Genomic DNA, 25,350 nt, shown 5'->3' on the forward strand with positions numbered 1-25,350 from the left:
CTGATTATTCAATCAACCGGGGATATTATGAATAATGAATGCTGGCATGCACACGATAAGGAACGGACTATTTCTCTGCTCTCGGCACTGACGCCCAAAGAGGGATTTACCCTGACCGCACTCGATGGCGTCAAACTCATGCGCTGGAACCGGTCGATTGCACGCAGCCCGGTGTTTTACGAACCCAGTATTGTGTTCGTCTGCCAGGGCAGAAAAGTGGGTTACCTCGGCGGTGAGGTCTACCAGTATAACCCGCAGCAGTTTCTGATTCTGTCAGTGCCGTTGCCGTTTGAAAGCGAAACCATCGCCTCCCCAGACGAGCCACTACTGGCCATTTCTATCCGGATTAACTTATCGGTGATCTCAGAGTTATTAATGAGCCTGGAGCACACAACGCCGATGCAGGTGAATGGCAAAAGCGGCATTATTTCTACCGCGCTGGACAAACAACTCTCCAATGCAGTGGTGCGATTGCTGGAGTGCCTGCAATCCAAAACGGAGGCTGCCGTGCTTGGCCAGGCGATTATCCGCGAGATTCATTACCGGCTGCTCACCTCGGCGCAATCTTCTGCCATCCTGGCCGCGCATAGCACGCACAGCAATTTGGGCCGCATCAGCAAAGCCTTGCGCCTGATTCATGCCGAATATGCCAACGCCCTCAATGTGGACACTCTGGCGGCGGTCTCTGCCATGAGTGTGCCGTCGTTTCATGCCGCCTTTCGCGATGTCACGGCCACTTCACCTATCCAGTATTTGAAAAAAACACGGCTGCACAAAGCCAGGTTGTTGATGGTGCAAGACGGTATGAATGCCACGCTGGCGGCGACCAAGGTGGGGTATGAGAGTGCTTCGCAGTTTAGCCGTGAGTTCAAGCGCATGTTTGGCCGCAGCCCGATGGAAGAGGTGAGTGCAGTCCGTAGTGCCTTGATCACTTCACCAGGGGAATTTATTGGCAATCAACGGGACTATGCTTATGTGACCGTTCAGCAATAGCGTCTATGCGGCCTGTCAAAACATCCGAGAGGAATAGGCAACGATTTGAGAAGAGCAGGCAAGCCGGATGACGTACGCTTGTTTAGACTGTTGATCAGACTGCGGACGACTTTGGCCGCGGAACATTTAGTTGAACAAAAAGACATGGAGATGCGATGAAAACTGCAGCCTACGGCGTACAAAATGCAACCTCGCCCGTTGCCCCTATGAGTATAGACCGCCGGGAGCCCGGTCCTAACGATGTGCTCATCGATATCGAGTACTGCGGGATTTGCCATTCGGATATTCACCAGGCGCGCAATGAATGGGGTGGCGGTTCACTGTATCCCATGGTGCCAGGACATGAAATTGTCGGCCGCGTGCGGCAGGTCGGCCCGCAAGTGAGCAAGTTCAAGCCTGGGCAATTGGTGGGGGTCGGTTGCATGGTGGATTCGTGCCGTCACTGTGAGGCCTGCGATGAAGGCGAAGAGCAATACTGTGACCACACGGTATTCACTTACAACGCCAAAGATCCCAAGCATGGCGGCCTGACCTTTGGTGGCTATGCCGAGCGGATTACCGTTGATGAACACTTTGTGGTCAGCGTGCCGGAAAACCTGGATACCAAGGCCGTGGCTCCCTTGCTCTGTGCCGGCATTACCTTGTATTCGCCATTGAAACACTGGCAGGTGCAGCCCGGCCAGAAAGTCGGCATTATCGGCCTGGGCGGCTTGGGGCATATGGGGGTTAAATTGGCGGCCGCGATGGGCGCGCATGTGGTGATGATCACCACTTCGGCCAGCAAGGCGGCTGATGCGACCAAGCTGGGGGCGCATGAGGTGCTGATCTCCACACAAGCCGAAGACCTGGCCAAGCATGCATCCAGTTTTGATTTGATTATTGACACGGTGCCGGTTGCCCATGACCTGAACCCCTATATTGGCCTGCTCAAGCGGGATAAAACTATCGTGCTGGTCGGTCCGCTGGACCCGGTTGACGTCCATGGCGCCAACCTGATCACGCAACGCCGTCATGTCGCCGGGTCACTGATAGGCGGCATTGCGGAAACCCAGGAAATGCTGGATTTCTGTGGCAAACATAACATCGTCAGCGATGTTGAGATGATCGATGCCAACGATATCAATGATGCTTACGAGCGCATGCTCAAGAGTGACGTGAAATATCGTTTTGTGATTGATATCAATTCCATGAAAGCTTAAGCGGTGAGTACTTGCCGTTTGGCGATAAAAAAGCCCTGTTGAAATGAACAGGGCTTTTTTATAGGTAATGCCGGGCCCGACCACCAAAGCTGAGGGCCGAAACAGTTTAAACATATTCGTCTATCATTGAGCGTTTCTGCTTGGCAGGCGCCTGGTTGTTCTGGTTGAGCGTTGACGAGCCTTCTGTCTGCTTCTGCTTTTCTGCCGTTTCCTGTTTTTGCCGGATAAGTTGGTCCAGTTGTGCTTGCGTCGCCTCGATTTGCAATTGGATGAGCTTGGCTTTGGCCTGCCCTTCTTTCGATTGCGTATTAATCGCTTCCTTCAGGTCTTTTTGCAGGGAGGTCAGCTTTTTCTGCAGTGCTTCTATGGCCGACTGGCTGCTGCCGCCCGTGCTGGCTGTACTGGACATTTGAGTGCTCACAGCGGACATCGAAATAGAAATGGACATGGCATGCTCATAAAAGTATTGGCTACAATTGAATTACGACACAAGTCAGCCAAACTTGAGAAAAGCGCTGAATGTTTGACCAGGCATGTCTTGGTTTTGAAACCATATTCGCTGAAAAATCTGGCTGGTATTTTGTTTTGTCAGTATTTTGCGTATAGCCTCCGATATTTAGACTGCGCTGGTGGGTAATGGGGTTATTGATACGGCAGGATGATCTCAGTTCATTGATGACTGATCTAGTAAAATAAGGCGGTGTGACCAAGCCGACGATGACGGGTTTTATGGAAATTATTCAAAGCAAAACACAAAAATGTTGACAATGAAAGTATTTAAGAATAGTTTGAATACAATTTGTTAATTCTACACAAATCGCCAATGTTGCCGGTTTAGTGTATGGCTAGGAAAGCCCTGTTCAGTCAGTTTATTGACGGAACAGGGCTTTTTTTTGCTCAAAATTTATGTCGATGTGCTTATCAAGTTTAAGGGAACAGAGGAATGCTCGTACTAAATAAAATCATTGCTAACTCGACTGATCAGGGCGTCGCTGAGCAGTTACACGATTTAAATCACCATGGCGTTGTTGAACACTTGGTACTGAATAAGGACGATGTTCTGAGGCACCGACTGCGGATGAAGACGGATAAAGGCACGGAGTGTGCGATTCAGCTTTCCAGAAATGAGATGCTGTCCAATGGGGCAGTCCTCCTACTTGAAGACAAAAAAGCCATCGTCGTTCAAATGGCTAAAGTTGAATATCTTTGCTTGCGCCCAACTAGCGTAGCGGCCGCGCTGGAGGTTGGGTATTTCTGCGGGAATATGCACTGGAAAGTGGATTTTGAGGGCGATATTTTGAGAATCATGTTGAATGGTCCGAAGGAACGATATATCGAGCGCATTTTCCATTTTATTTCGGATGTGAAAGTTGAGTTGGTGCATGAGTAGTGATTCCCTATTCATCACTCTGCAGCATGCAGACAGCTTCTTTCCTTCAGGAGCAACTTCCTTTTCCTGGGGATTGGAGACGCTCTGCAATGAAAAAACAATTCAATCTTCGTTTGATTTAAATACCTATATCGAGGGTCAGTTAAGAGGACGTTGGGTCACTTGTGAATTGCCAGGCCTCATCGCTGCATACCAGGCTAAAGGGGATTTAGCAGCGGTTGCGCGGGTGGATAAAGAGCTACATGTTTTATCGCTTACTAAGGAGTTTAGAACAGGGGCTGAACGCGCTGGTTCGGGCTTGTTAACCACGCATGCAAAATTAGGCACGCCGCATGCGGAAGAATACAAGAAACTCGTCAAAAGCCTAAAAGCGCCTGGGCAACTCTCGGCAGTTCAAGGCTTGCTGTGGTTTGGGGTCGGTTTAACCCAGCATCAGGCAGCCGTGTTGTCTGGATATAGTTTTTGTTCAGCCTTCGTCAGTGCAGCCATCAGGCTGGGTCTGATTGGCTATGTTGATAGCCAGATCATCATCAAGAACATGCATGAGATTTCTGCTCATTTGCTCTCGCAACCCTTGGTGCCGCTTGAAGAACTTCATTCGTATATACCCGAAACAGACATTGCTGTGATGCGGCATGAAACAGCAGATTCAAGATTGTTTTTTAATTGATGGCATACATTGAGGGAGAAATGCATGTTACTAACACCCGTAGAAATGGAGCGCTTTGCAATATTCAATGCAGCCCAGTTGGCGCGTAGAAGAATGGAGCGTGGCCTTAAGTTGAACCACCCTGAGGCGATTGCCATTATTGCTGACGAAATTATGGAAGGGGCAAGAGACGGACGTTCCGTGGCCGAGCTCATTAGTTATGGCTCGCAGATTCTCACGACTGACGATGTCATGCCAGGCGTGGAAGCCATGGTCACGATGATTCAGGTGGAGCCTGTTTTCCCTGATGGGACAAAACTCGTTACCGTGCACGATCCAATCAGGCCAGGAAAGCTCAAGCGAGCGCCAGAGGATGAAATTGTTCCTGGTGAAATCATTGCAGCCGATGGGGACATTGAAATTAACGCCGGTAGAAAACAGGTTTCATTGAAAGCTGTGAATACTGGAGATAGGCCTATCCAAATTGGTAGCCATTATCACTTTTTCGAGGCTAATAGAGCCCTGGATTTTGAGCGTAGATTATCTTTCGGAATGCACCTCGACATCCCAGCCGGTACCGCAGTGCGTTTTGAACCCGGCGAAAGCAAAGTGGTGACTCTTGTCGCTTTTGGCGGCAGGGCAGAAGTATACGGTTTAAACAACTTGACCAATGGATCTACAAAAAATGAAGAACTGCTAGAGGTCGCTTTAGAGCGGGCACGTCAATCAAACTTTAAAGGTGCGTAAGAGATGGCAAAGATCACGCGTAAAGAATATGCAGCAATGTACGGGCCAACCGTTGGCGATGCTGTTCGACTTGGAGATACCTCACTGCTCGCTGAAATCGAAAAAGATTTTGGATTCCCTGGGGATGAGTGTTTGCATGGTGGCGGCAAAACGCTTCGCGATGGACTTGGAATGGCGCCCGGGTTTGATAGCGCATCCGGATCATTAGATATGTTGATCTCAAATGTGGTGATTATTGATCCAGTACTCGGCATCGTTAAAGGGGATATTGGGATTAAGGCCGGTAAAATAGTCAAGATTGGCAAGGCCGGTAACCCCGCCATTATGGATGGCGTAGATAGTGACTTGGTGATTGGCGCAGCGACCACGGTGCGTGACGGTGAAGGGCTCATTGCCACGCCTGGAGGCATTGATGTTCACGTTCATTTTGACAGCGCACAACTTTGCGAGCATGCCCTTAGTTCAGGCCTGACAACGCTCATAGGCGGGTCACTAGGACCCATTACAGTTGGTATTGACAGTGCCGGGGAGTGGAATGTTGGCAAAATGCATCAATCCAGTGAGCATTGGCCAATCAACTTTGGATTCTTGGGGAGAAGCTCTTCCAACCCTCAATCAATATATGATCAACTTTCAGGCGGTTGTTTTGGTCTGAAAATTCATGAAGACTGGGGCGCGATGCCCGCTGTCATCGACACTTGCCTCTCTGTTGCGGATGAACTTGACTTCCAAGTTTGCCTTCACTCAGACACTTTAAATGAAAGTGGTTTTCTTGAAGACTCATTGGCCGCGGTCAAGGGTAGAACAATACACATGTACCATACGGAAGGCGCTGGTGGTGGGCATGCACCTGACATCATCAAAGTCGTCGGGGAGCTGAACTGCTTACCTTCTTCTACTAACCCCACCAATCCTTACACCATCAATACCTTCGATGAGCACCTGGATATGATTATGGTTTGCCATCATTTGAACCCATCCATTCCAGAGGATGTGGCCTTTGCTGAGAGTCGCATTCGAGCGCAAACAATTGCGGCTGAGGATGTTTTACATGATATGGGCGCCATCTCTATGCTTGGCTCTGACAGTCAAGGCATGGGGCGTATCAACGAAGTGGTTTGTAGAACCTGGCAGTTGGCAAGCAAGATGAAAGACCAGCGCGGCCGTTTAGCCGAGGAAACTTCCCGAATTGGGGATAACGAGCGGATCAAAAGGTACATTGCTAAATATACGATCAATGCAGCACGTGCGTTTGGGATCGATGAACATGTTGGCTCATTAGAAAGTGGAAAAATTGCGGATATCGTTTTATGGCGCCCTGCATTTTTTGGCATCAAACCTGAGTTAGTCGTGAAAGGCGGTTTCATAGTCTGGTCTCCCATGGGGGATAGTGCTGCATCACTAATGACCTGTGAACCAGTCATTATGCGTCCACAATGGGGCGCTTTTGGTGGCGCGCCAAGTCAGTTGAGCTTTAACTTTGTGAATCCTTTGGCAATAGAGGCTGGTCTGTCCGACAAGTTAGGGCTCAAAAAAGGCCTGCTTCCATCGTATGGCACCAGAAAAATCAATAAGTCCAATATGCTTCACAACAAGACCTTGCCTAATATCAGTGTCAACTCTCAAACCTTTCAGGTCTCCATTGATGGGGTTCCAATCACTTGTGAGCCTTCAACTAAACTCCCATTGGCGCAAAGGTACATGTTCAGATGAATACAGAAACTGTCAAACCACATAAGGGTGCCGCCAGGGTCGGTATTGGCGGTCCCGTTGGATCGGGTAAAACGGCATTACTTGAGCAACTGATTCCAAGATTTATTGCAAGAGGCACCCAACTCGCTGTCATCACTAATGATTTAGTGACTAAAGAGGATGCAATCAGGATTCAACGGAGCGGACTGATTTCACCTGACCGGGTGATGGCAGTCGAAACTGGCGCCTGTCCTCATACTGCTATCCGTGAAGATCCAACGATGAACATCCAGGCGGCTGATTTTCTGGATGAGAAATATGGAAATCTGGATCTCATCCTGATTGAAAGTGGCGGTGACAATTTGGCTTCTTCTTTTTCACTTGATCTCGTTGATTATTGGTTATTCGTCATTGATGTCGCAGGCGGCGATGATATTCCACGCAAACGCGGGCTAGGTGTTATGCAGTGCGATTTGCTGGTCATCAATAAAACGGATTTAGCACCCTATGTGGGGGTGAATATCGAACGGATGTTGATGGAAGGTGAAGAGGTTCGAGGTGGCAAGCCAATACTGCTCACCAATTGCGCCAAAGGTCATGGCATTGATGAGGTGGTCGAGAAAATTGCCAGGGAGGTTCTTTTTGAGGGCTAACCATTTACAGGTTGTAGCGCCCATCGTCGAGACAATAGGGGCTGGGGAAACCGTGCCTTTGTCTTTAATGAAGCTTAGTTCAACAGGCGGCAATCAAGTCAGATTGGTATTTGTATCTCCTGGGCCTGGCAAGCGCACTTATATCGATGAGCAATTTGTCACTTATCCCTTTCATGTATGCCGAGCATATTACAAACCAAATGATCCGCCCAGTATGGCTACTTTATGCTTGCAATCGACTAGCGGCGGTATTTTTGAGAGTGATAGAACCAGTGTTTCGATCGTCCTTGAAGAGAATAGCCACGCACGCGTTACCACTGCGGCCGCGACGGTTGTGCACAGGATGGAGAAAGACATCGCGCAACAAAAAGTCTTTATTGAAGCGGGGCCGGGCTCATTTTTTGAATATGCGCCTGGGCCTCTGATTATGTTTCCGATGGCCAATTTGAGATCGAGTCTAGAGTTGAAAGTGGATCCATCAGCCACTGTGATATTTTGCGACTCTTTTATCGCGCACAACCCCAATCACAATGGCGAGACGTTTACGAGTTTACGGACAGACGTCTGTGTCCGTAATCTCCAAGGGGAAGTGCTGGTGAGAGATCGCGCCTTTGTAACTGGGGAGACCTACGAAAGCAAGACCCTGGGCATTACCGGCAAATATAAGGCGCAGGCAACACTCATGGTGATTACCCAGCAGGTGTCTGCAGACGCTCTGGTGACCCATCTGCGGGCAGGATTGGTTGCGATGGAGGCGTTATATGTGGGCGTGTCTACCTTGCCATCCAACGCCGGGGTGTGGATACGGATGCTGGGGAAGGATGGTGCATGCCTCAAGCAAGCGCTGGATTTAGCATGGATATTGGTTCGAGAGTTTATGGTTGACGCTTTGCAATTAGCTGCGCTTGATTAGGGCAGATGCGTAGGAATGATCAATTTAAATGGAAATGAGGAAAATATGAGAAGTGACACTAAATATCTAGTGACGATGTTCTTGATGATGTGGGCCGGAAGTGCGTACGCGCACCCTGGGCATTTTAACGATATGATGGGTTTTTTTGCAGGCTTCAGTCACCCTTTTAGCGGGGTTGACCATTTACCTTCTATGTTTGCAATAGGACTGCTCGCTGGTCAAAGAGATGGCAAAGCAATCATGTTGGTGCCGGTGGTATGCCTTTCGGCAATGGCGTTAGCATGTGCTGCAGCCATTTCTGGGTTGGTTATTTCCTTCAGTGAAATGGGTATCCTTTTAACTTTGGTTGTCAGTGGCGTGCTGTTAGCATGCAGGGTCAAATTGTCCCTGCCATTGTTATTGCCTTTGGTAGGGATGTTTTCTGTTTTTCATGGCTATGCGCATGGTCTTGAAATGCCGTTTAATGCAAAAGGTTTTGAATACGGGGTGGGTTTAGTGGCAGGTTCTTCATTACTTCTGTTGGCGGGTATGCTCACTTCACTCAAAGGGCGTGAGAAGATAGTGGCCTATCTTGGCGCTGCCACTGCAGTGGTTGGGTTGTCGCTTCTGGTTGTATAAATACAATAAAATGCTTGAAGGCCGATTGCCTTGGTACGTTGTAGGGGTTTAAATTAATGCAAGATCATTCAATCAAAGTGGGCGTTCTGTACTCCCAAACTGGCGTCGTCTCGGCCATTGGCAACTCGCAACTACAAGGTACTCTGCTTGCGATAGATGAGGTGAATGCCGCTGGCGGTGTGAATGGCAGAATGATCGTTCCGATTTCATATGACACCCAGTCAAATCCTGATCTCGATGCTGCTTTTGCTGAAAAGTTAATCTTGGAAGATAAGGTAAAGGTGATTTTCGGAGGGTACACCTCCATCAGTCGTAGAGCTATTTTACCCGTGGTAGAAAAATGGAACAGGCTACTTTTTTATCCAACCATGTATGAGGGGTTTGAGTTCTCCAATAACGTCATTTATACCGGCGCAACGCCCAACCAGAATATCGTGCAATTAGTCGAGTATATGACATCCAATTATGGTACAAGGGTTTATCTGGTTGGCTCGGACTATATCTTCCCATATGAGTCGAACCGCATCATGAAAGAATTACTGACCCAGTATGAAGATGGTGAAGTCCTTGGTGAGGTGTATTTGAAGTTGAATGCCAGTGAAGACGAGTTTCTTCCCATTGTTGAAGATATCAAAGAAAAAAAACCTGACTTTATTTTTTCGACTGTGGTTGGAGAGACAACTGCATATTTGTATAAGCACTATGCTCAAGCTGGACTAAATCCTCAGCAAATGCCGATAGCAAGTTTGTCTACCTCAGAGGCTGAAATTGCACAAATGGGCGCTGAGGCTGCGGCAGGCCACTTTACAGCCTCACCCTATTTTCAATCTGTAGACTCTCAAGTCAATCGGGAGTGTCTAGCTAACTTTAGAAAAAAATTCGGGCATGGCGCAATCCCAAATATGAATTGGGAAGCAGCGTATTTCCAGGTTCACTTGTTTGCCAACGCGATGGCTCAATCCAACGATGATGATATTGAAGCACTCTTACCCTACCTATTGGATTCAGAGTTTAATGCCCCACAAGGCCTGATCAGTATTGATCCACTGAGTCATCATACAAATCTAAACCCTAGAATTGGACGAGCAAACGCTGATGGCCAATTTACGATTGTGCGTGAATCGTCAAATCAAGTGTATGCGGATCCCTATTTAGTGACACATACATTTGAAGATGTCCGTCTGGTTTCAGGACGATTGGGGATGTAATTTGACCAACGGCAAGCCCACTCAGGCTTTGAGACTAACTTCAGAGTTATTAAGAGATCTGCGATCTTTGAATGTGGTGGTATTTCACCCTCAGGATAAAGATGGGGAAATGCTACTTCAACAATTAGAGCGGATTGGCTGCAAGACGTCTCAATTCTGGCCACCACGACCAGAGTTATCTGAATTAACAGATTTAATTTTTCTATCCATCAATCCTGAGTTTAATGTGGCAGAGTATGCTTGGTTTAACTCAGAGAATTGCCCACCCATTATTGCCGTTGTGGCTTATGAAAACCCAACCATCGTAAACCTGGCATTAAAAATAGGCGTAAAAGGCGTTGTCGCTTGCCCTATTCGCGAATTTGGCTTACTTACTTCCATGGTGATTACCAGGCAGTGTTTCAAAGATATTGCCGAAGGGCGTAAGCGTATTCAGCGACTTGAAAGGAAAGTTGCGGGCGTGGCAACAGTGTATGAGGCGAAGCGAATTCTAATGGCTTCGAAAAAAATCTCAGAAGAAGAGGCTTATGCAATACTTCGTGACCAAGCCAAGAGTAAGCGAGTTGAGATAGAAGTGATTGCGGAAACAATCATTTATGCTCAATCAATTATGAATATTGATATTGATTGATTGAGCCTGCGTTGGGTCAATTAAATTTTTTGTGATGTTGCTCAGCCTACATCAAACAACAAGGACTCTTAACAGCAGCACTTGCAATTTGTTTGATGCCATACTATACTGATCCGTACTATGTTGCTGCTCAAAGAATTACCCACCTCCAAAAGCCTGGAAAAGTTTGTGACCCGCTATCCTGGCACAGACATTACAGCGATTTCTGACTTTGTCAGTATTTTGCGCGCCGCGTCGGATATTTCGACGGCGCTGGATGCGTTACTGGCCAGGCATGGGTTGCTGCAAGGCCGCTGGTGGGTGCTGGTCTTGCTGATGCGGCAGGATGATCTGACTTCTTCGCCTTCAGACCTGGCCGACAAAGCCGGCGTGACCAAGGCCACCATGACGGGTTTCATTGACGGGCTGGAGCGTGAGGGCCTGGTGTCGCGCTTTATGGATACCAGCGACAGGCGCAAATTCCTCATCCGGTTGTCGATGGCCGGGCAGCAAAAACTCGATGAAGTCATGCCGGACTATGTGCAATGCGTCACCCAGTTTATGAACGTCCTGGCCAAGGTACAAAGAGACACCCTGATCGCGGATTTGGCGACATTGGCCAGCCGCGTCGATTTGATTAAATAAACGGCAGCATCATTTTTTAATTATTTAGTTTGATCCCATACTATTAATAACCATACTTTATGTCTCTGCCATTCACCTCAACACTGACTGTTTTGTTGCCGCGTCAGCCCACGCAGGTTGCGCGCAGTGCGGTTTGGCTCTTGGCGCTGTTGCTCAATGGATGTCTCAGCAGTAAAGGCATTGCGCCCGTGTCGCAGCCACTGCTACAGGATCAGTTAGCGCTGGGTAAAACCATTTCGGAGGCGCCTGTCATGGCGTGGCCCACCGAGCACTGGTGGCATGTCTATGGGGATGCACAGCTCAACCGTCTGATTGAGAAAAGTCTGCATGACCATCCTGACCTCAAAAAAGCGACGGCACGAATAGCCGTAACCACCGCCATGGCCGAGCAGGCCCATGCCGCCACCTTGCCCAACCTTGGCGGTAAAGTCAGCTCTTCACGCGAGCGGTTTACCGAGTTGAGCTTTATCCCCAAGCCGTGGGCAGGTCGCTTTAACTGGAACAACCAGGCGACCGTAGACATGTCCTACAACCTGGACCTGTGGAAACAGCAGAAATCGGCGTGGCTGGCGGCACTGGATGAAACGCGGGTGGCGGACGCCGAAATGCAGCAGGTCAAGATCGAGCTCACGGCAGCGATGGTCAAAAGTGAGATCCAGCTCGCGGCCGAATATCAATGGCGCGACCTGGCACAAGACGAGCTGGACGATTTGCGTCACGAGATTGCCATTGCCCAAAAAGCCCTGGCGGCCGGACTCAATACCCAACTCGCCCTGAGTCGTCTGGAGGCGAGGCTACCAGCGGCGCAGAACAAACTGGTATTGATAGACTTGCATCTGACCTTGCTCAAAAACCAGATGGCGGCACTGAGCGGCGAGGGGCCTGGCGCTGGCGAAAGCATTACCCGACCAGCCTTGCATTTGTCCGCCAGCGTTGGCCTGCCCGACCGCTTGCCCGCCAACCTGGTTGGCCGTCGCCCGGATATGGTGGCGGCCAGATGGCGGGTGGAGGCGGCACAGAAGCACATACAAAGTGCCAAAGCCGCGTTTTACCCGAATATCAATTTGCTGGGCTATGTCGGTTTTCAAGGGCTCGCATTTGCGAGTCTGTTTTCCAGTGCCGGTCTGGTGGGTAATCTGGGCCCAGCCATGACATTGCCGCTGTTTGATGGCGGCCGTCGACGCGCCAATCTGTCTGCTGAAACGGCTTTATATGACATGGCAGTGGAGGACTACAACGCCACGCTGCTGAAGGCACTTGAGCGCATCTCCAGCCAGTTGTCGGTCATGCAAACGGTAGAGGCTGAAATGACAAATACCCGGCAAGCCCTGGGCAAGAGCGAGCAGGCCCATCGGCTGGCGCTGAAAAACTACCGCGCCGGACTCAGTAACCGGGTGGAGAGCCTGCAAACCAATCTGCTGGTCTTGCAGCAAAAAAACGTGCTGGTCGAACAGGAGGCCGCGCGTCTGGAGGCGTATGCGGCACTGATGCTGGCCTTGGGTGGCGGCGTGATGGAGGAGGCACATGTCACGCAGGCACGCCCTTAGGCAAGGTTGGCACGCGCTGGCGGCTGGCATTGCAATACTTGGCCACGGGGGGCGGTGGCTGGCCATCTGTGCGCAACAGGCCGGACTAGGCTGGTACCGGCAGGATTTCCCGCTGATCGGATATTTGTTCAAGTATTTGCTCGCCTCTTGGCTGGCCTTATGGCTGGCCTTGAAAATGGAAATGGACCAGCCGGCGACGGCGCTGTTGACGGTGGTGATCGTCATGCATTTCCGCTCGGGCATGGTGATCACCAAGAGTTACTACCGCCTGATCGGTACGGGCATTGGTATCCTGTTTTCATTGCTACTGGTAGCCAGTTTTGCGCAGGACCGGTTCCCGTTTTTTATCGCGGCTGCGCTTTGGATAGGCTTGTGCACGGCAGGATCGCTGGTCTACCGCAACTTTCAATCTTATGGCTTTGTGCTGGCCGGTTACACGCTGTGTATTGTCGGCTTGCCAGCCACGCTGACGCCCTGGCAAACCTTTCAAATTGCCTCAACGCGCATGTCAGAAATCGGGGTGGGCTTGCTTAGTGCCAGCCTGGTGAGCGAGCTGGTGCTGCCGCAGCGCTTGTGGGAAACCATTCAGGCCGTGGTGCGTGGCAAGTTCCGTGATTTCAGTCTGTTGCTTGGGCAGCGCGATGCTGTTGGCCTGAATCAGCCCGTGCTCAAGTTTATGCAAGACCTGTATCAACTGGAGTCTTTCCGGGCTTCGGCGCAATTTGAAACCGATGATGCGCGCGTGCATAGCACCACGATTAACCAGCTTAATCTGCAGTTTATGGCGGTTTCAACCACCTACATCGTCTTTCAGCGCCTGCAACAGCGGCTGCAGCGCAGTGGATGCAAGCATGAAGCCGAGGCTTTGCAGGAGTTGATGCAACCCCTGGCGACGGCGGTGTTGAGTAAAGGGCAACCCGCCACAAGCGCGCCCGAGCTGACGCAGTTGCAACAGGCGGTTGCCGCGTATCAGCAAGCGTTTGCTAACGCGTTTCAGCGGCAGAGGCAGGCCTTGTCGGCCCTGCCTGAGGCGCAGTTGCTGACATTCGAGAGTGGGGCAGCGTTGTTGCAACGTCTGGCCGCCGAATTGGCGGCTTATCTGGACACCTATGTGTTGCTGGTGGCCAATCCGCGCAAGCGGCAAGTGGCCAGCCGCGAGTTTGCAGCCGCGCAGTTGCAAATGCATATTGACTGGTTGCCAGTGGCAATTGCCGCGACACGTGGCGCACTCACCTTGCTGGTGCTGGCCGTGCTCTGGATGACCATAGACTGGCCCTCCGGCATCCTGGCCATGACCCTGGGGGTGATTACCAGCACCTTGTTTGCGGGCAGCCCGACGCCGATGGCTACCTTGCGCCAGTTTACGCTTGGCGTGGTACTGGGCATTGTGCTGGTTTACCTGAGCAATGTGTTCTGGCTGACGGCGGCACACGACTACGTCATGTTGTGCATCGTCATTGCCCCGGCCATTTTGCTGACGGCCTGGCTCAGTGCCCGGCCTGCCACCGCACTTGTCGGGGCTGGGCTGGGCATTGCCTACTTTTTAATGGTTGGCTTTAACCAGGCGCTGGGTGATCTGCCAGTCAGATATTTCAATGATTCGATTGCGCTCATGATTGCGCTGGCGGTGTCCGCCATCCTGTTCAGCCTGACTGACTATGCCGCCAGCCCCTGGGCTAGGCGCCGCTTGCTGGCCCAATTGCGCGGGCTAGTGGTGGAGGCCTGCCTGAATACCACCATGACCGCGGCGGCGTTTGAAATGCGGGCACGCGACCTGATCCAGCGCTCGGGCGACCTGCATAGACCACAAGCGGCAGACAGCGTCCACGTCGCAGAGGCATTGTGTGCGGCGCTGGAGATGGGCCATGCCGTACTGGCCTTGCGCACGGCGGCGGTGGCGTTGCCGGCGCAGCCGCAGCGATTAGTGCAACATACGCTGTTGCTGGTCGCACACGACTACAAACAGCCCAGCCGCAAACATCAGCAACAGGTCTTGCAATGGCTGGATCACTTTTTGGTCTGGTTGCAAGGCGGTGAATATGCGCAGAGCTTGTCGCCGACGCAAGTGCAAAAGCTGGTAACGCAGTTACATTTTGTCCGGCTGGTGATCGACACCGAAATGCCTGCGCTCAGCCCTAGGTCCTTATGAAGGAGACGACACATGTGGCATGCATGGATTCCGCGTGAACTGACATTTCTGGATGCACATGTGCCGACGTTGTTCGTCGCCTTTTTGCTTGCCGCCGTGGTGGTCTGGCAGCTAGATCAATGGCTGGCCGCATGGGCGATTTACGAGCGGCTCTGGTACCCGGCGCTGTTTCGGGTGGCGCTGTTTTTTGGCTTGTTTTCGCTGTTTGGCTTAATGGTGTATTGAAAGGGAGACACATGCAAACGCAACGTATCTGGATGAAGGTCACCACAGGTGTACTGCGCGCAGGGATCACGCTAGGCATAGCCGTGGCGGCTGGCTGGTTGGCTTACACGTTGTGGGTGCGTTATACCGACTACCCATGGACACGGGATGGCCGCGTGCGCGCCGATGTGGTGAATATTGCCCCGGATGTGGCCGGGCTGGTGACGACGGTGCCAGTGCACGATAACCAGTATGTGCATCAAGGCGATGTGCTGTTTCGCATAGACCCCCTGCATTATGCGCATGCCCTGGCCGAAGCCAAGGCCGTGGCCCAGCAGCGCAAATCGCTATGGGAGATGAAGCAGCAACAAGCCTTACGCCGGGCCCATCTGGATGATGAAGTCATTTCTCGCGAGAACCGTGAAGATACCGATTTGGGGGCGTTGGCGGCCAAGGCGGACTATGAGGCCGCGCTCGCCCAGGTCGAGAAAATCAAGCTGGACCTGGAACGTACCGTGGTGCGCTCCCCCGTGGATGGCTGGGTGTCGAACCTGCTGGTACGGCCCGGTGATTTTGCCCAGGTCGGGGCGGCCAAGCTGGCAGTCATCGACCAGCACTCGTTCTGGGTCTATGGATATTTTGAGGAACACAAGCTGAGCATGATCAAGCCAGGTGACGCAGCCGACGTGCAGTTGCTGGGTAGCCACACCACGCTTAAGGGGCACGTGGAAAGCATTGCCCACGGCATTACCGACCGCGACAACCCAACCGACGTGCGCCTGCTGGCCAATGTCAACCCGACCTTTAACTGGGTGCGGCTGGCACAACGCATCCCGGTGCGTATCCGGCTGGACCAGATTCCGGCAGGCCTGACGCTGGTTGCAGGCATGACGTGTTCGGTGGTCATCAACCCCTAGTGTATTGCGCAACATGCAACAGAAGGGCGCGGCTCTGTTAAGATGACAACTCATTGATGACAATCTAAGCGCATGCTTAAAGAAAAACCGCCCCAGGGACTGTGGTCCCTGCTCATTTCCATTCTCGCTTATCTGGCGCTGGCGCAAGCCGACAAAGTCATCACGCTCGGGCAGCCTGAGTCGCTCATCATTGCGGTCCTGTTTGTCTTGCTGATTATCAACCTGGCTTTTCAGTTATCGTTTCAGGTGGAATATGTCGCCGAACGGCTCAAAGAGCCTTATGGCACCATGATCCTTACCATCAGCGCTGTCATCATCGAAGTGGTGATTATCGTCATGATGCTCAGCCATACCTCCTCGACCACCTTGGCCAGAGATGCGATTTACTCCGCGGTGATGCTGGATATCAACGGCATTCTCGGCTTGTGTGCCATTGTCGGCGGCATCAAGTACGGCGAGGTCGAGTACAACGTCAACTCGGGCAATACCTATATCGTCATGATCATGACCGCGCTGGGCATCTCAATGGCCTTGCCCGCTTTTTTGCCGCCAGAGCACTGGCGCGTGTATTCCATGTTCACCATCGTGACCATGAGTGTGTTTTATGCCCTGTTTCTCAAGATGCAAACCGGGCGGCACCGCAATTACTTCAGCTACCGTGATCAGCACCAGGCCATGCTGGAACAGGGCCAGCATGTGCCGGTGATCAGTACCAATGTCAAATTTTCCATTCTTTACATCCTGGCCGGCATCGTTACCATCGGCTTTCTGTCTGAAGAAATGAGCCTGCATATGGATGCGGGCCTGACTGGCAGCGGCGTACCCCCGATTGTGGCGGCGATTGTGGTTGCGATTATTGCGGCCAGCCCGGAAGTGCTCACCGCCTTAAAGGCCGCCGTTAATGACCGCATGCAAACTGTAGTCAATATTGCGCTCGGGGCTACCTTGTCTACCGTGATTTTGACGGTGCCGGTGATTGAAGCGATTGCGCTGATTGAAGACAGGCAGCTCATTGTCGGCTTGTCGCCCACGCAGATGGTGATGACGTTTTTGACTTTGATTGTGGCCACCATTAATCTGCATGATGGTGAAACCAATGCGATTGAAGGCATGACGCATTTTGTCTTGTTTATGGCGTTTGCCATGCTGGCATCCCTAGGCATGTGATGATTGACTTGTGATGATGAGCATGTGATGGTCTGTGTGTGATTTCCCGTTAAAAAAGAACTGTTATGAATGTCGTGCTTGAGCTGATTCAGCAATATGGCTTGCTGATTGTGTTTGCCAGTGTATTTCTGGAGCAGATGGGCTTGCCTTTACCGGCCTATCCCACCTTGCTGCTGGCCGGGGTCTTGATCGGCAATGGCCAGTACTCCTGGGCGGCCATGTTGCTGGTGGCGCTGGTGGCAGCCTTACTGGCAGACTCCATCTGGTACCGCGCCGGGCGCAAATATGGCAAGCGCGTCATGGGCAAGTTATGCAAAATCTCCTTGTCGCCAGACACCTGTGTGCGACAAACCGAAGCGCTTTATCTGAAATTCGGCCCGCCCGCGTTGCTGGTCTGCAAATTTATCCCGGGCTTTGCCTCAATTTCGAGTGCGCTGGCCGGATCATCCGGCACGCCTTATTGGCTGTTTGCGCTTATGGATGGCCTGGGCGCGCTGCTATGGTCGGGCTCCGCATTGTGGTTGGGCAATCTTTTCAGTTCTGCCATTGACGAGCTGATGCTGACGCTGGTCGAAATGGGTAAATGGGGCACCGGGCTGGTTTTACTGCTGTTGACCGCGTTTATCGCGGTCAAATGGTGGGACCGGCAACGCTTTCTCAAAAGCCTGCGCATGGCGCGGATCAGTGTCGAAGAATTGCATACACTGATCGCCAGTGATGCGGCGCCGGTGATTCTGGATACGCGTGCCCCGCACTTGATAGAAGACGGCTGGATTCCGGGGGCGCAGTTTGTCACGCTGGAAGATGTGGACCAATTGACGCTGGATATTGATGAAGATGCGCCCGTTATTTTGTACTGCTCCTGCCCGAATGAGGTCACCGCGGCCAAAGTGGCAAAAAAACTGATTCGGCGTGGCTATCGCAATATTCGCCCGTTAAGCGGCGGCATTGATGCCTGGCGGGATGCCGGGTTTGCCATCACCGCAGCAAAGGACGCGCATGTTTAATGTGGTTGGGATTGCCCTCAAACGGCCCTACACCTTTGTGGTGATGGCGCTGCTGATTCTGATTTTTGGTACTTTGTCTGCCCTGCGCAGCCCGGTGGATATTTTTCCGGATATCCGTATCCCCGTGGTAGCGGTGGCCTGGCAATACAATGGCTTGCCGCCAGATGACATGGCGGGCCGCATCAGTACGCTATATCAGCGCAGCCTGACCACCACCGTCAACGATATCGAGCATATCGAGGCCAATTCATACAATGGGTTTGCCATCGTCAAAATCTTTTTCCATATGGGCGTCAATATCGCCACCGCCAATGCGCAGGTGGCGGCGATTTCGCAAACAGTGACGCGGCAGATGCCCGCCGGCACCACGCCGCCGCTGATTCTTAACTATAACGCCTCCACGGTGCCCATCTTACAGATTGCCTTGTCTGGTAAAGGGCTGACCGAGCAGAACCTGGCTGACCTGGGCCTGAATGCCGTGCGTATCCGGTTGGTCACGGTGCCCGGTGCGGGCGTGCCATTTCCCTATGGCGGCAAAAGCCGGCAGATCCAGATTGACCTGAATCCGGCCGCGTTGCAGGCACGTGGCTTGTCGGCACAGGATATTGCCAATGCGCTGGCTGCGCACAATATGATCGTACCGGTGGGGACACAAAAAATTGGCAGCATTGAATACACGCTGAACCTGAATAATGCCGTCACTCAAATTGACGAGCTGTCCAATATCCCGGTCAAGGTGGTCAATGGCGCCACCGTGTACATGCGTGATATCGGTCAGGTACGTGATGGCAACCCGCCACAAACCAATATCGTGCATGTGGATGGCAACCGTTCGGTGCTGATGACCATCCTCAAAAACGGTGCCATCTCGACGCTGGATATTGTCGATGGTATCAAGGCCAAACTGGAAGAAATCAAGCCGGCCCTGCCTGAGACGCTGGTGGCAACGCCGATCAACGATCAGTCGCTGTTTGTGCGTGCGGCGATTGAAGGCGTGGTGTTTGAAGGCGTGCTGGCGGCGGTGCTCACCAGCCTCATGATCCTGCTGTTTTTGGGTAGCTGGCGCTCGTCGCTGATCATTGCCACCTCCATCCCCTTGTCCATTCTGGGGGCGGTAATGGGGCTGTCGGCGATAGGCGAGACGCTCAATATCATGACCCTGGGTGGCCTCGCCTTGGCAGTAGGTTTGCTGGTCGATGAGGCCACCGTGACTATTGAAAATATTAACTGGCACCTGGAGCAAGGCAAGCCGGTCGAGCAGTCCATTCTCGATGGTGCCGCACAGATTGTGACGCCTGCGTTTGTGTCGCTGCTGTGTATTTGTATCGTGTTTGTGCCCATGTTTTTTCTTGAGGGCGTGTCGCGCTTTTTATTCGTGCCCATGGCCGAAGCCGTCATGTTTGCCATGGTCAGCTCGTTTATTTTGTCACGGACCCTGGTCCCGACCATGGCCAATTACTTGCTCAAACCACATGTCGCAGGTGAACACCGCCCAGCCAGCAGCAATCCGCTGGTCAGGTTCCAGCAACACTTTGAAACCCGCTTCGAGCAGCTCCGGCAGGGCTATCATGGCTTGCTGAGCCTGGCGATTGCCCACCGCCGACTGTTTATGATCGGCTTTATGTTGCTGGTCATGCTGTCATTTTTATTGCTGCCCATGCTGGGACGTAACTTTTTTCCGGCGGTGGATAGTGGCCAAGTCCTCATGCATGCCCGCGTACCGGTCGGCACCCGTATTGAAGACACCGCCAACCGTTTTGCCCGGATACAGGCAGCCATCAAACAGGTGATCCCGCCGGAGGAAATCCTCACCATTGTTGATAATATCGGCATGCCGATCAGCAGTATCAACATGGCCTATAACAATACCGGCCTCACTGGTGCACATGATGGTGATATCCAGATTGCGCTCAAACCCGAGCATGCGCCGACGGCAGATTACATCCGTACCCTGCGCGAAGTGCTGCCCAGGCAGTTTCCGGATACGACCTTTTCATTCCCGCCAGCGGATATTGTCAGTCAGATCCTCAATTTTGGCTCACCGGCCCCGATTGACATCCAGATTCGCGGCGGCAAGCTGGCCGAAGATTTTGTCTATGCCAACCAGTTGCTGGCGCGCATCCGCGCAGTGCCGGGTGTGGTCGATGCGCGTATCCAGCAGTCGCGTCGGCGTCCCGGTTTTGAAATTACCGTCGATAAAACCCGTGCGCAGGAGTTGGGCATCAGTACGCGCGACGTGACCAATAGCCTGGTGGTGAACCTGGCGGGCAGTTCGCAAGTCTCCCCGACTTATTGGTTGAACCCAGCTAATGGCGTGACTTACCCGATTGTGCTGCAAACCCCGCAATACCAGCTCGATAGCCTCAACACGCTGGCCAACCTGCCGATAGGCGGTGCAGATGCGCCGCTGCAGACATTGGGTGGGTTGGCAACATTTAAACGCAGTGTCGGCAATGCCGTCATCAGCCAATATGATATCCAGCCCATGGTGCAGATTCATGCCAGCACGCAGGACCGCGATCTGGGGGCGGTGGCCGCCGACATCCGCAAGATTCTGGATGACACGCAAGCGCAAGTGCCTAAAGCCGCCAGCGTGGTGATGCTGGGCCAGGTGCAGACCATGCAAAGCGCATTTACCGGCCTGTTCTTTGGGCTACTGGGCGCCATTGTGCTGATTTACCTGCTGATTGTGGTCAACCTGCAATCCTGGAGTGACCCGTTTGTGATTATTTCAGCTTTACCAGCCGCGCTGGCCGGTATCGTCTGGATGTTGTTTGTGACGTTCACGCCTTTGTCGGTGCCCGCCCTGACCGGCGCCATCATGTGTATGGGGGTGGCGACGGCCAATAGTGTGCTGGTGATCAGTTTTGCCCGCGAACGGCTGGCCGTCTTGCAGGATGCGACTGCTGCGGCGCTGGAGGCGGGCTTCGTCCGCTTTAGGCCAGTACTCATGACCGCGCTGGCCATGGTCATCGGCATGACCCCCATGGCTTTGGGCCTGGGCGAGGGCGGCGAGCAGAATGCGCCGTTGGGCCGGGCTGTGATCGGTGGCCTGCTGTTTGCCACCGTCGCCACCCTGCTGTTTGTACCCGTTGTCTTTAGTGCGATTCATCAAAAACGACAGGCTTCCCCTGAGGCAAGTGTTTCAGGGCCAGTCAGTGATTCAGGAGACCCTATCCATGAGTAATCCACCCACGGCCAGCCGGGGCCTAAAGCTGGCGGGTCTGATCTTGGCCCTGATCGCTAGTGGCATTGTGATTGCGGGCATCAGCAGCCGTCACAGCCATGACGCCAGCGTCAAGGCCTGGACCGACCAGCAGGCGATTCCGACGGTCAGTATCCACCCGCCTGCACAGTCTGACCAAGGGGGCAGCCTGATCTTGCCAGGGCGATTTGAGGCCTACGCACGAGCACCGATTTATGCGCGCGTCAGTGGCTATCTCAAATCCTGGAAAGCCGATATTGGCACGCGGGTGAAAAGTGGGCAATTGCTGGCCGAGATCGAGACGCCGGATCTGGATCAGGAATTGTTGCAAGCCAAAGCCGATCTCGCCAGTGCGCAAGCCAATGTGGCACTGGCAGAAACCACGGCCAAGCGCTGGCAGGAAATGCTAAAAACGCAGTCGATTGCCCGTCAGGCGGTGGATGAGAAAGTGGGAGACTTGCAAAGCAAGCAGGCGATCGTGAAGGCGGCCGAAGCCAATGTCAACCGTTTGCTCGCCCTCAAAAGTTTTGCCCGTATCGTGGCGCCGTTTGACGGCTCAGTGACAGCGCGCAATACCGACACTGGCGCGCTGATTAATGCGGGCAGTAGTAGTGCGACGGTGTTGCCGCTCTTTGAAGTGTCGAACACGCGCAAGTTGCGCCTCTATATCAATGTGCCACAAAATTATGTCGGTCAGATCCGGACCGGTGACAAAGCCAGGTTTACCGTGCCGGAAGCCGCGGGTGAAGCGTTCGAGGCCACGATACAGTCGACTTCAGGTGCGATCAATGCGTCCTCTGGTACAACGCTTGTACAGTTACTGGTGGATAATTCGGCGGGCCGTTTTTTGCCCGGGGGCTTTGCCAATGTCAATCTGCTATTCAATGATGCCGTCGCGCGGCTGAGCATTCCTGCCAGTGCACTGATTTTTGACCAGAATGGCCTCAAGGTGGCTACCGTTGGTAAAGATCGCAAGGTGACTTTAAAAACGATTACCATTGCGCGTGACCTGGGTAAGCAACTGGAAGTGCAGTCTGGACTGACAAGCACGGATATGGTGGTAGAAAATCCGCCAGATGGTCTCAACGATGGGGATCAGGTCAATATTGCCATGAGGGCCGCAGCGGAAAAATGATGACCGCGTAAACTTGCCAATCCAGTTTATACTTGCCTGGAAAGGCTAGCGAGTAAACACTAACCAGCCGCTTAATGCTGCCGCAGAGACCGCCAGGAACAAGTTGACTGCCGGTGGCAGCCAGTAAACGTGACCACGTGGTTTTTCCTGTGTGCTGAGCGATTGGTAAAACAGCAGAAATTGGATGGCAGACAAGATTGCCGTACAGGCCCCCAGCAGAATAAATCCAACCCCGAGATAGAGCGATAACATGCTTTGGGAGGGCGACACTGGCTGCCCCTGTGCCATGAGCTGCATAAACAAGCCAAAACGCTCAATCACAAAGCCCAGCCCCATCAGGGCAATGGCTGAACGTTGCCAGGCCAGCAATGTCCGTTCTGCCGCAAAATAAACCCGTGGGTCATCGAGGTAAGACATGTGCTGGATTCTCCTGTTTCATGATGTCATCATTCAACGTGGCTTAGGTCTGTCGCTGGGCCATGATCACGCCTGGCACTTGCTTGAGCCTTGCCAGCAAGTGCTCTAGCTGGTCGAGGTCAACCAGTTCCACCGTAAAGTGCATGAGCGCCACATGGTTGCGGCTGAGCGTGTTCGCTTTTGTGGTATTGATTTTTTCACGCGCAAACAGCTCGCTGATGTCACGCAACAATCCCTGACGGTCATTCGCTTCCAGCACAATATCCACTTCGTATACGCCAGATTGTTTATTGCCCCATTGCGCATTGAGCAGACGGTTGTGGCGTGTCTGGTCGAGCCGCGTAATAAACGAGCACGCCTGGCGGTGGATGGTCACACTGTGGTTGCGCGTCAGATACGCGACTATCGGTTCTGGCGACACCGGCTTGCAGCATTTGGCCATGGTGGTTTGTACATTGCCTATGCCTTCAATCATAATGCCCGCATGGTTCACCTGAGAGGCGCTGGGGCGCTTGATGATGGCTGGCGAATTGCCTTGCGCAACCGGTGTCAATTCCCCCTGAATGGTGATGGCAATCTGGTGTTCGCTGATATCGCCGCGGCCAATCGCAGCCAGGCAATCTTCCAGTTTCTGGAACTGCAGCTTTTGTGCGACTTTTTCAAGCGGCAGGCTACTGGCACCGGCACGGTGTAACTCTTTGTCCAATTTAGCCCGGCCCTGGGCGACGTTTTCTTCAAAATGCTGGTATTTAAACCAGTGGCGCACCTTGGCGCGTGCACTGGCGCTTTGCAAAAAGCCGAGCGCAGGGTTCAGCCAGTCTCGGCTGGGGGCGCCATGTTTGGCGGTCAGGATTTCCACCCGCTGACCGTTCTCCAGCTTGGTATGCAAGGGGACGATCTGGCCGTCGATTTTCGCGCCGCGGGTACGATGACCCAGGTCTGTGTGTAAAGCGTAAGCAAAGTCTATGGGGGTGGCGCCTTTGGGCAAGTCCATGACTTTGCCTTGTGGTGTCAGCACGTATACTTTGTCCTGCAATAACGCATTGTTGAATTGCTCCAGCAAGTCACCGTGATCAGCGACCTCATCCTTCCAGGACAGGATCTGGCGCAACCAGGCAATTTTTTCGTCGAATTTCGCGTCGGATTTTCCACCTTCCTTATAGCGCCAATGTGCGGCAACGCCCAACTCGGAATGCTGGTGCATTTCAAACGTGCGGATCTGCACCTCTACTGCAAGGCCACGAGGGCCGCTGACAGCCGTGTGCAGGGACCGGTAGTTGTTGCTTTTGGGGCGGGCAATATAGTCATCAAACTCACCGGGAATCGGTTGCCACAAGTGATGTACCAGGCCAAGTGCGGTATAGCAGTCTTTCACATCTTGCACCATGATGCGAACCGCACGCACATCATAGAGCTGGTTAAATTGCAGATGCTTGCTACGCATTTTTTTCACGATGCTGTAGATGTGTTTTGGCCGCCCGCTCACTTCCCCCTGGATGCCCGCTTGGGTCAGTTCATGCTGCAGCTGCTGCACGACCTCTGCAATATACTGTTCACGATCCACGCGCCGTTCGTCCAGCATTTTCGCGACTTCTTTATACAGCTGCGGTTCGAGGTAGCGTAAGGATAAGTCTTCGAGTTCCCATTTGAGTTGCCACACGCCCAGGCGGTTGGCCAGCGGGGCAAAGATACTCTGGTTCTCGCGGGCAATCTGCACTTGTTGCTCGGGACTGGCGCCAGACAAATGCCGTAATAATTGGGTACGCTCTGCCAGCTTGATCAACACGACCCGGATATCTTGCACCATGGCCAATAGCATTTTGCGCAGCGCTTCCAACTGTTGCGCGCGGTCATTCTGTTTGTGGTCCGCTTTGGCGTCCGCATGGTGCAAGCCATCCATTTCACTCAAGGCATGGATCTGTGACATGCGCGAAATACCCTCTATCAGACTGACAACGCACGGATTGAAGCGGGTAGATAAGTGGACGGACCAGTCATCAAGAAAGTCTGGCGCGGCATATAGAATGCAGGCAGTCAGGCTGTCTGCATCCATGTTGATATCCGAGAGGGTAGAGGCCGTTTCTAAGGCATGTTGCAATAGAGGATAACGGTTGATGGCATGGTGTTGCGCATACAGAGACGCTGCCAGCTCAGCCGCCTGCCGTATTTGTGTCAATTCATCAGCCGTAAACCGTTGCGCTAAGGAATCCATCCACAAACTGAGTGCCTGTGGATCAAGTACAGTGGGCGTGTGAGTAGAGCGGTGACCAGAAACCATGCCCTAT

At 52.7% G+C, this 25,350-nt stretch carries 23 protein-coding genes; 20 read left to right on the forward strand and 3 right to left on the reverse strand.

Annotated features, from left to right (window positions below):
- Positions 1-27 precede the first annotated feature (27 nt).
- Positions 28-993, forward strand: a complete 966-nt coding sequence (locus GOC95_RS08580; protein ID WP_194749347.1) for an AraC family transcriptional regulator — start codon at positions 28-30, stop codon at positions 991-993.
- A gap of 155 nt (positions 994-1,148) precedes the next feature.
- On the forward strand, positions 1,149-2,192 hold the full coding sequence (locus GOC95_RS08585) for an NAD(P)-dependent alcohol dehydrogenase (protein ID WP_275356687.1): 1,044 nt from the start codon (positions 1,149-1,151) through the stop codon (positions 2,190-2,192).
- Between the two features lie 106 nt (positions 2,193-2,298).
- Here the strand turns inward: GOC95_RS08585 and GOC95_RS08590 are convergent, their stop codons facing one another.
- Positions 2,299-2,640 carry a FlxA-like family protein gene (locus GOC95_RS08590; protein ID WP_275356688.1) on the reverse strand — a complete coding sequence of 114 codons (342 nt, stop codon included), beginning with the start codon at positions 2,638-2,640 and terminating at the stop codon, positions 2,299-2,301.
- A 495-nt stretch (positions 2,641-3,135) separates the two neighbouring features.
- Here GOC95_RS08590 and ureE point away from each other — a divergent pair, with 495 nt between their 5' ends.
- The 18 genes from ureE to GOC95_RS08680 all read left to right on the forward strand — a co-directional run bounded on the left by ureE (position 3,136) and on the right by GOC95_RS08680 (position 22,648).
- Positions 3,136-3,582: an urease accessory protein UreE gene (gene ureE / locus GOC95_RS08595; protein ID WP_275356689.1), complete on the forward strand. Its 447-nt coding sequence runs from the start codon at positions 3,136-3,138 to the stop codon at positions 3,580-3,582.
- Positions 3,575-4,252 (forward strand): urease accessory UreF family protein, encoded by a 678-nt coding sequence (locus tag GOC95_RS08600; protein ID WP_275356690.1) that lies wholly within the window; start codon positions 3,575-3,577, stop codon positions 4,250-4,252. Before ureE ends, GOC95_RS08600 begins: the two co-directional genes overlap by 8 nt.
- Positions 4,253-4,276: 24 nt before the next feature.
- Entirely contained in the window at positions 4,277-4,978 is a 702-nt protein-coding gene (locus GOC95_RS08605) for an urease subunit gamma (RefSeq protein ID WP_275356691.1), read from the forward strand.
- A gap of 3 nt (positions 4,979-4,981) precedes the next feature.
- A complete protein-coding gene (ureC, locus tag GOC95_RS08610) occupies positions 4,982-6,691 on the forward strand; it encodes an urease subunit alpha (protein ID WP_275356692.1) in 1,710 nt (569 codons plus the stop codon).
- Complete coding sequence (ureG, locus tag GOC95_RS08615; protein WP_275356693.1) at positions 6,688-7,323, forward strand: urease accessory protein UreG; 636 nt, start codon at positions 6,688-6,690, stop codon at positions 7,321-7,323. Before ureC ends, ureG begins: the two co-directional genes overlap by 4 nt.
- A gap of 214 nt (positions 7,324-7,537) precedes the next feature.
- Positions 7,538-8,236: an urease accessory protein UreD gene (locus GOC95_RS08620; protein WP_275356694.1), complete on the forward strand. Its 699-nt coding sequence runs from the start codon at positions 7,538-7,540 to the stop codon at positions 8,234-8,236.
- A gap of 15 nt (positions 8,237-8,251) precedes the next feature.
- Entirely contained in the window at positions 8,252-8,854 is a 603-nt protein-coding gene (locus GOC95_RS08625; RefSeq protein WP_275356695.1) for a HupE/UreJ family protein, read from the forward strand.
- 56 nt (positions 8,855-8,910) lie between these two features.
- Positions 8,911-10,062 carry a transporter substrate-binding domain-containing protein gene (locus GOC95_RS08630; RefSeq protein WP_275356697.1) on the forward strand — a complete coding sequence of 384 codons (1,152 nt, stop codon included), beginning with the start codon at positions 8,911-8,913 and terminating at the stop codon, positions 10,060-10,062.
- Complete coding sequence (locus tag GOC95_RS08635; protein WP_275356698.1) at positions 10,028-10,693, forward strand: ANTAR domain-containing protein; 666 nt, start codon at positions 10,028-10,030, stop codon at positions 10,691-10,693. Before GOC95_RS08630 ends, GOC95_RS08635 begins: the two co-directional genes overlap by 35 nt.
- 120 nt (positions 10,694-10,813) lie before the next feature.
- The gene (locus tag GOC95_RS08640) at positions 10,814-11,317 is read left to right on the forward strand and encodes a MarR family transcriptional regulator (protein ID WP_275356699.1); all 504 of its coding nucleotides are present in this window, start codon (positions 10,814-10,816) and stop codon (positions 11,315-11,317) included.
- A 59-nt stretch (positions 11,318-11,376) separates the two neighbouring features.
- On the forward strand, positions 11,377-12,864 hold the full coding sequence (locus GOC95_RS08645) for an efflux transporter outer membrane subunit (RefSeq protein WP_275356700.1): 1,488 nt from the start codon (positions 11,377-11,379) through the stop codon (positions 12,862-12,864).
- Positions 12,842-15,013: an FUSC family protein gene (locus GOC95_RS08650; RefSeq protein ID WP_275356701.1), complete on the forward strand. Its 2,172-nt coding sequence runs from the start codon at positions 12,842-12,844 to the stop codon at positions 15,011-15,013. The genes GOC95_RS08645 and GOC95_RS08650 overlap by 23 nt, the downstream gene beginning before the upstream one ends.
- Positions 15,014-15,025: 12 nt before the next feature.
- Entirely contained in the window at positions 15,026-15,238 is a 213-nt protein-coding gene (locus GOC95_RS08655; RefSeq protein WP_275356702.1) for a DUF1656 domain-containing protein, read from the forward strand.
- An 11-nt stretch (positions 15,239-15,249) separates the two neighbouring features.
- Positions 15,250-16,134: an efflux RND transporter periplasmic adaptor subunit gene (locus GOC95_RS08660; RefSeq protein ID WP_275356703.1), complete on the forward strand. Its 885-nt coding sequence runs from the start codon at positions 15,250-15,252 to the stop codon at positions 16,132-16,134.
- Positions 16,135-16,206: 72 nt separating this feature from the next.
- Positions 16,207-17,301, forward strand: a complete 1,095-nt coding sequence (locus tag GOC95_RS08665) for a calcium:proton antiporter (RefSeq protein ID WP_275356704.1) — start codon at positions 16,207-16,209, stop codon at positions 17,299-17,301.
- 65 nt (positions 17,302-17,366) lie between these two features.
- Entirely contained in the window at positions 17,367-18,308 is a 942-nt protein-coding gene (locus GOC95_RS08670) for a DedA family protein/thiosulfate sulfurtransferase GlpE (RefSeq protein WP_194749355.1), read from the forward strand.
- Positions 18,301-21,495, forward strand: a complete 3,195-nt coding sequence (locus GOC95_RS08675; RefSeq protein ID WP_275356705.1) for an efflux RND transporter permease subunit — start codon at positions 18,301-18,303, stop codon at positions 21,493-21,495. The genes GOC95_RS08670 and GOC95_RS08675 overlap by 8 nt, the downstream gene beginning before the upstream one ends.
- Positions 21,488-22,648, forward strand: a complete 1,161-nt coding sequence (locus tag GOC95_RS08680; RefSeq protein WP_275356706.1) for an efflux RND transporter periplasmic adaptor subunit — start codon at positions 21,488-21,490, stop codon at positions 22,646-22,648. Before GOC95_RS08675 ends, GOC95_RS08680 begins: the two co-directional genes overlap by 8 nt.
- 45 nt (positions 22,649-22,693) lie before the next feature.
- Here GOC95_RS08680 and GOC95_RS08685 read toward each other — a convergent pair whose 3' ends face one another.
- Positions 22,694-23,065 (reverse strand): DUF202 domain-containing protein, encoded by a 372-nt coding sequence (locus GOC95_RS08685; RefSeq protein ID WP_194749358.1) that lies wholly within the window; start codon positions 23,063-23,065, stop codon positions 22,694-22,696.
- Positions 23,066-23,108: 43 nt separating this feature from the next.
- A complete protein-coding gene (locus GOC95_RS08690; RefSeq protein WP_275356707.1) occupies positions 23,109-25,343 on the reverse strand; it encodes a bifunctional (p)ppGpp synthetase/guanosine-3',5'-bis(diphosphate) 3'-pyrophosphohydrolase in 2,235 nt (744 codons plus the stop codon).
- Between the last annotated feature and the right edge of the window lie 7 nt (positions 25,344-25,350).

The sequence above is a fragment of the Methylophilus sp. YYY-1 genome, assembly GCF_029132825.1.
GTDB classification, from domain to species: Bacteria; Pseudomonadota; Gammaproteobacteria; order Burkholderiales; family Methylophilaceae; genus Methylophilus; species Methylophilus glucosoxydans.

Excerpts from the sequence above, each read along its gene's own strand:
- GOC95_RS08580 (WP_194749347.1), top strand. The coding sequence starts at position 28 with ATGAATAATGAATGCTGGCATGCACACGATAAGGAACGGACTATTTCT.
- GOC95_RS08585 (WP_275356687.1), top strand. The coding sequence starts at position 1,149 with ATGAAAACTGCAGCCTACGGCGTACAAAATGCAACCTCGCCCGTTGCC.
- GOC95_RS08590 (WP_275356688.1), bottom strand. The coding sequence starts at position 2,640 with ATGTCCATTTCTATTTCGATGTCCGCTGTGAGCACTCAAATGTCCAGT.
- ureE (WP_275356689.1), top strand. The coding sequence starts at position 3,136 with ATGCTCGTACTAAATAAAATCATTGCTAACTCGACTGATCAGGGCGTC.
- GOC95_RS08600 (WP_275356690.1), top strand. The coding sequence starts at position 3,575 with ATGAGTAGTGATTCCCTATTCATCACTCTGCAGCATGCAGACAGCTTC.
- GOC95_RS08605 (WP_275356691.1), top strand. The coding sequence starts at position 4,277 with ATGTTACTAACACCCGTAGAAATGGAGCGCTTTGCAATATTCAATGCA.
- ureC (WP_275356692.1), top strand. The coding sequence starts at position 4,982 with ATGGCAAAGATCACGCGTAAAGAATATGCAGCAATGTACGGGCCAACC.
- ureG (WP_275356693.1), top strand. The coding sequence starts at position 6,688 with ATGAATACAGAAACTGTCAAACCACATAAGGGTGCCGCCAGGGTCGGT.
- GOC95_RS08620 (WP_275356694.1), top strand. The coding sequence starts at position 7,538 with ATGGCTACTTTATGCTTGCAATCGACTAGCGGCGGTATTTTTGAGAGT.
- GOC95_RS08625 (WP_275356695.1), top strand. The coding sequence starts at position 8,252 with ATGATCAATTTAAATGGAAATGAGGAAAATATGAGAAGTGACACTAAA.
- GOC95_RS08630 (WP_275356697.1), top strand. The coding sequence starts at position 8,911 with ATGCAAGATCATTCAATCAAAGTGGGCGTTCTGTACTCCCAAACTGGC.
- GOC95_RS08635 (WP_275356698.1), top strand. The coding sequence starts at position 10,028 with ATGTCCGTCTGGTTTCAGGACGATTGGGGATGTAATTTGACCAACGGC.
- GOC95_RS08640 (WP_275356699.1), top strand. The coding sequence starts at position 10,814 with ATGTTGCTGCTCAAAGAATTACCCACCTCCAAAAGCCTGGAAAAGTTT.
- GOC95_RS08645 (WP_275356700.1), top strand. The coding sequence starts at position 11,377 with ATGTCTCTGCCATTCACCTCAACACTGACTGTTTTGTTGCCGCGTCAG.
- GOC95_RS08650 (WP_275356701.1), top strand. The coding sequence starts at position 12,842 with ATGTCACGCAGGCACGCCCTTAGGCAAGGTTGGCACGCGCTGGCGGCT.
- GOC95_RS08655 (WP_275356702.1), top strand. The coding sequence starts at position 15,026 with ATGTGGCATGCATGGATTCCGCGTGAACTGACATTTCTGGATGCACAT.
- GOC95_RS08660 (WP_275356703.1), top strand. The coding sequence starts at position 15,250 with ATGCAAACGCAACGTATCTGGATGAAGGTCACCACAGGTGTACTGCGC.
- GOC95_RS08665 (WP_275356704.1), top strand. The coding sequence starts at position 16,207 with ATGCTTAAAGAAAAACCGCCCCAGGGACTGTGGTCCCTGCTCATTTCC.
- GOC95_RS08670 (WP_194749355.1), top strand. The coding sequence starts at position 17,367 with ATGAATGTCGTGCTTGAGCTGATTCAGCAATATGGCTTGCTGATTGTG.
- GOC95_RS08675 (WP_275356705.1), top strand. The coding sequence starts at position 18,301 with ATGTTTAATGTGGTTGGGATTGCCCTCAAACGGCCCTACACCTTTGTG.
- GOC95_RS08680 (WP_275356706.1), top strand. The coding sequence starts at position 21,488 with ATGAGTAATCCACCCACGGCCAGCCGGGGCCTAAAGCTGGCGGGTCTG.
- GOC95_RS08685 (WP_194749358.1), bottom strand. The coding sequence starts at position 23,065 with ATGTCTTACCTCGATGACCCACGGGTTTATTTTGCGGCAGAACGGACA.
- GOC95_RS08690 (WP_275356707.1), bottom strand. The coding sequence starts at position 25,343 with ATGGTTTCTGGTCACCGCTCTACTCACACGCCCACTGTACTTGATCCA.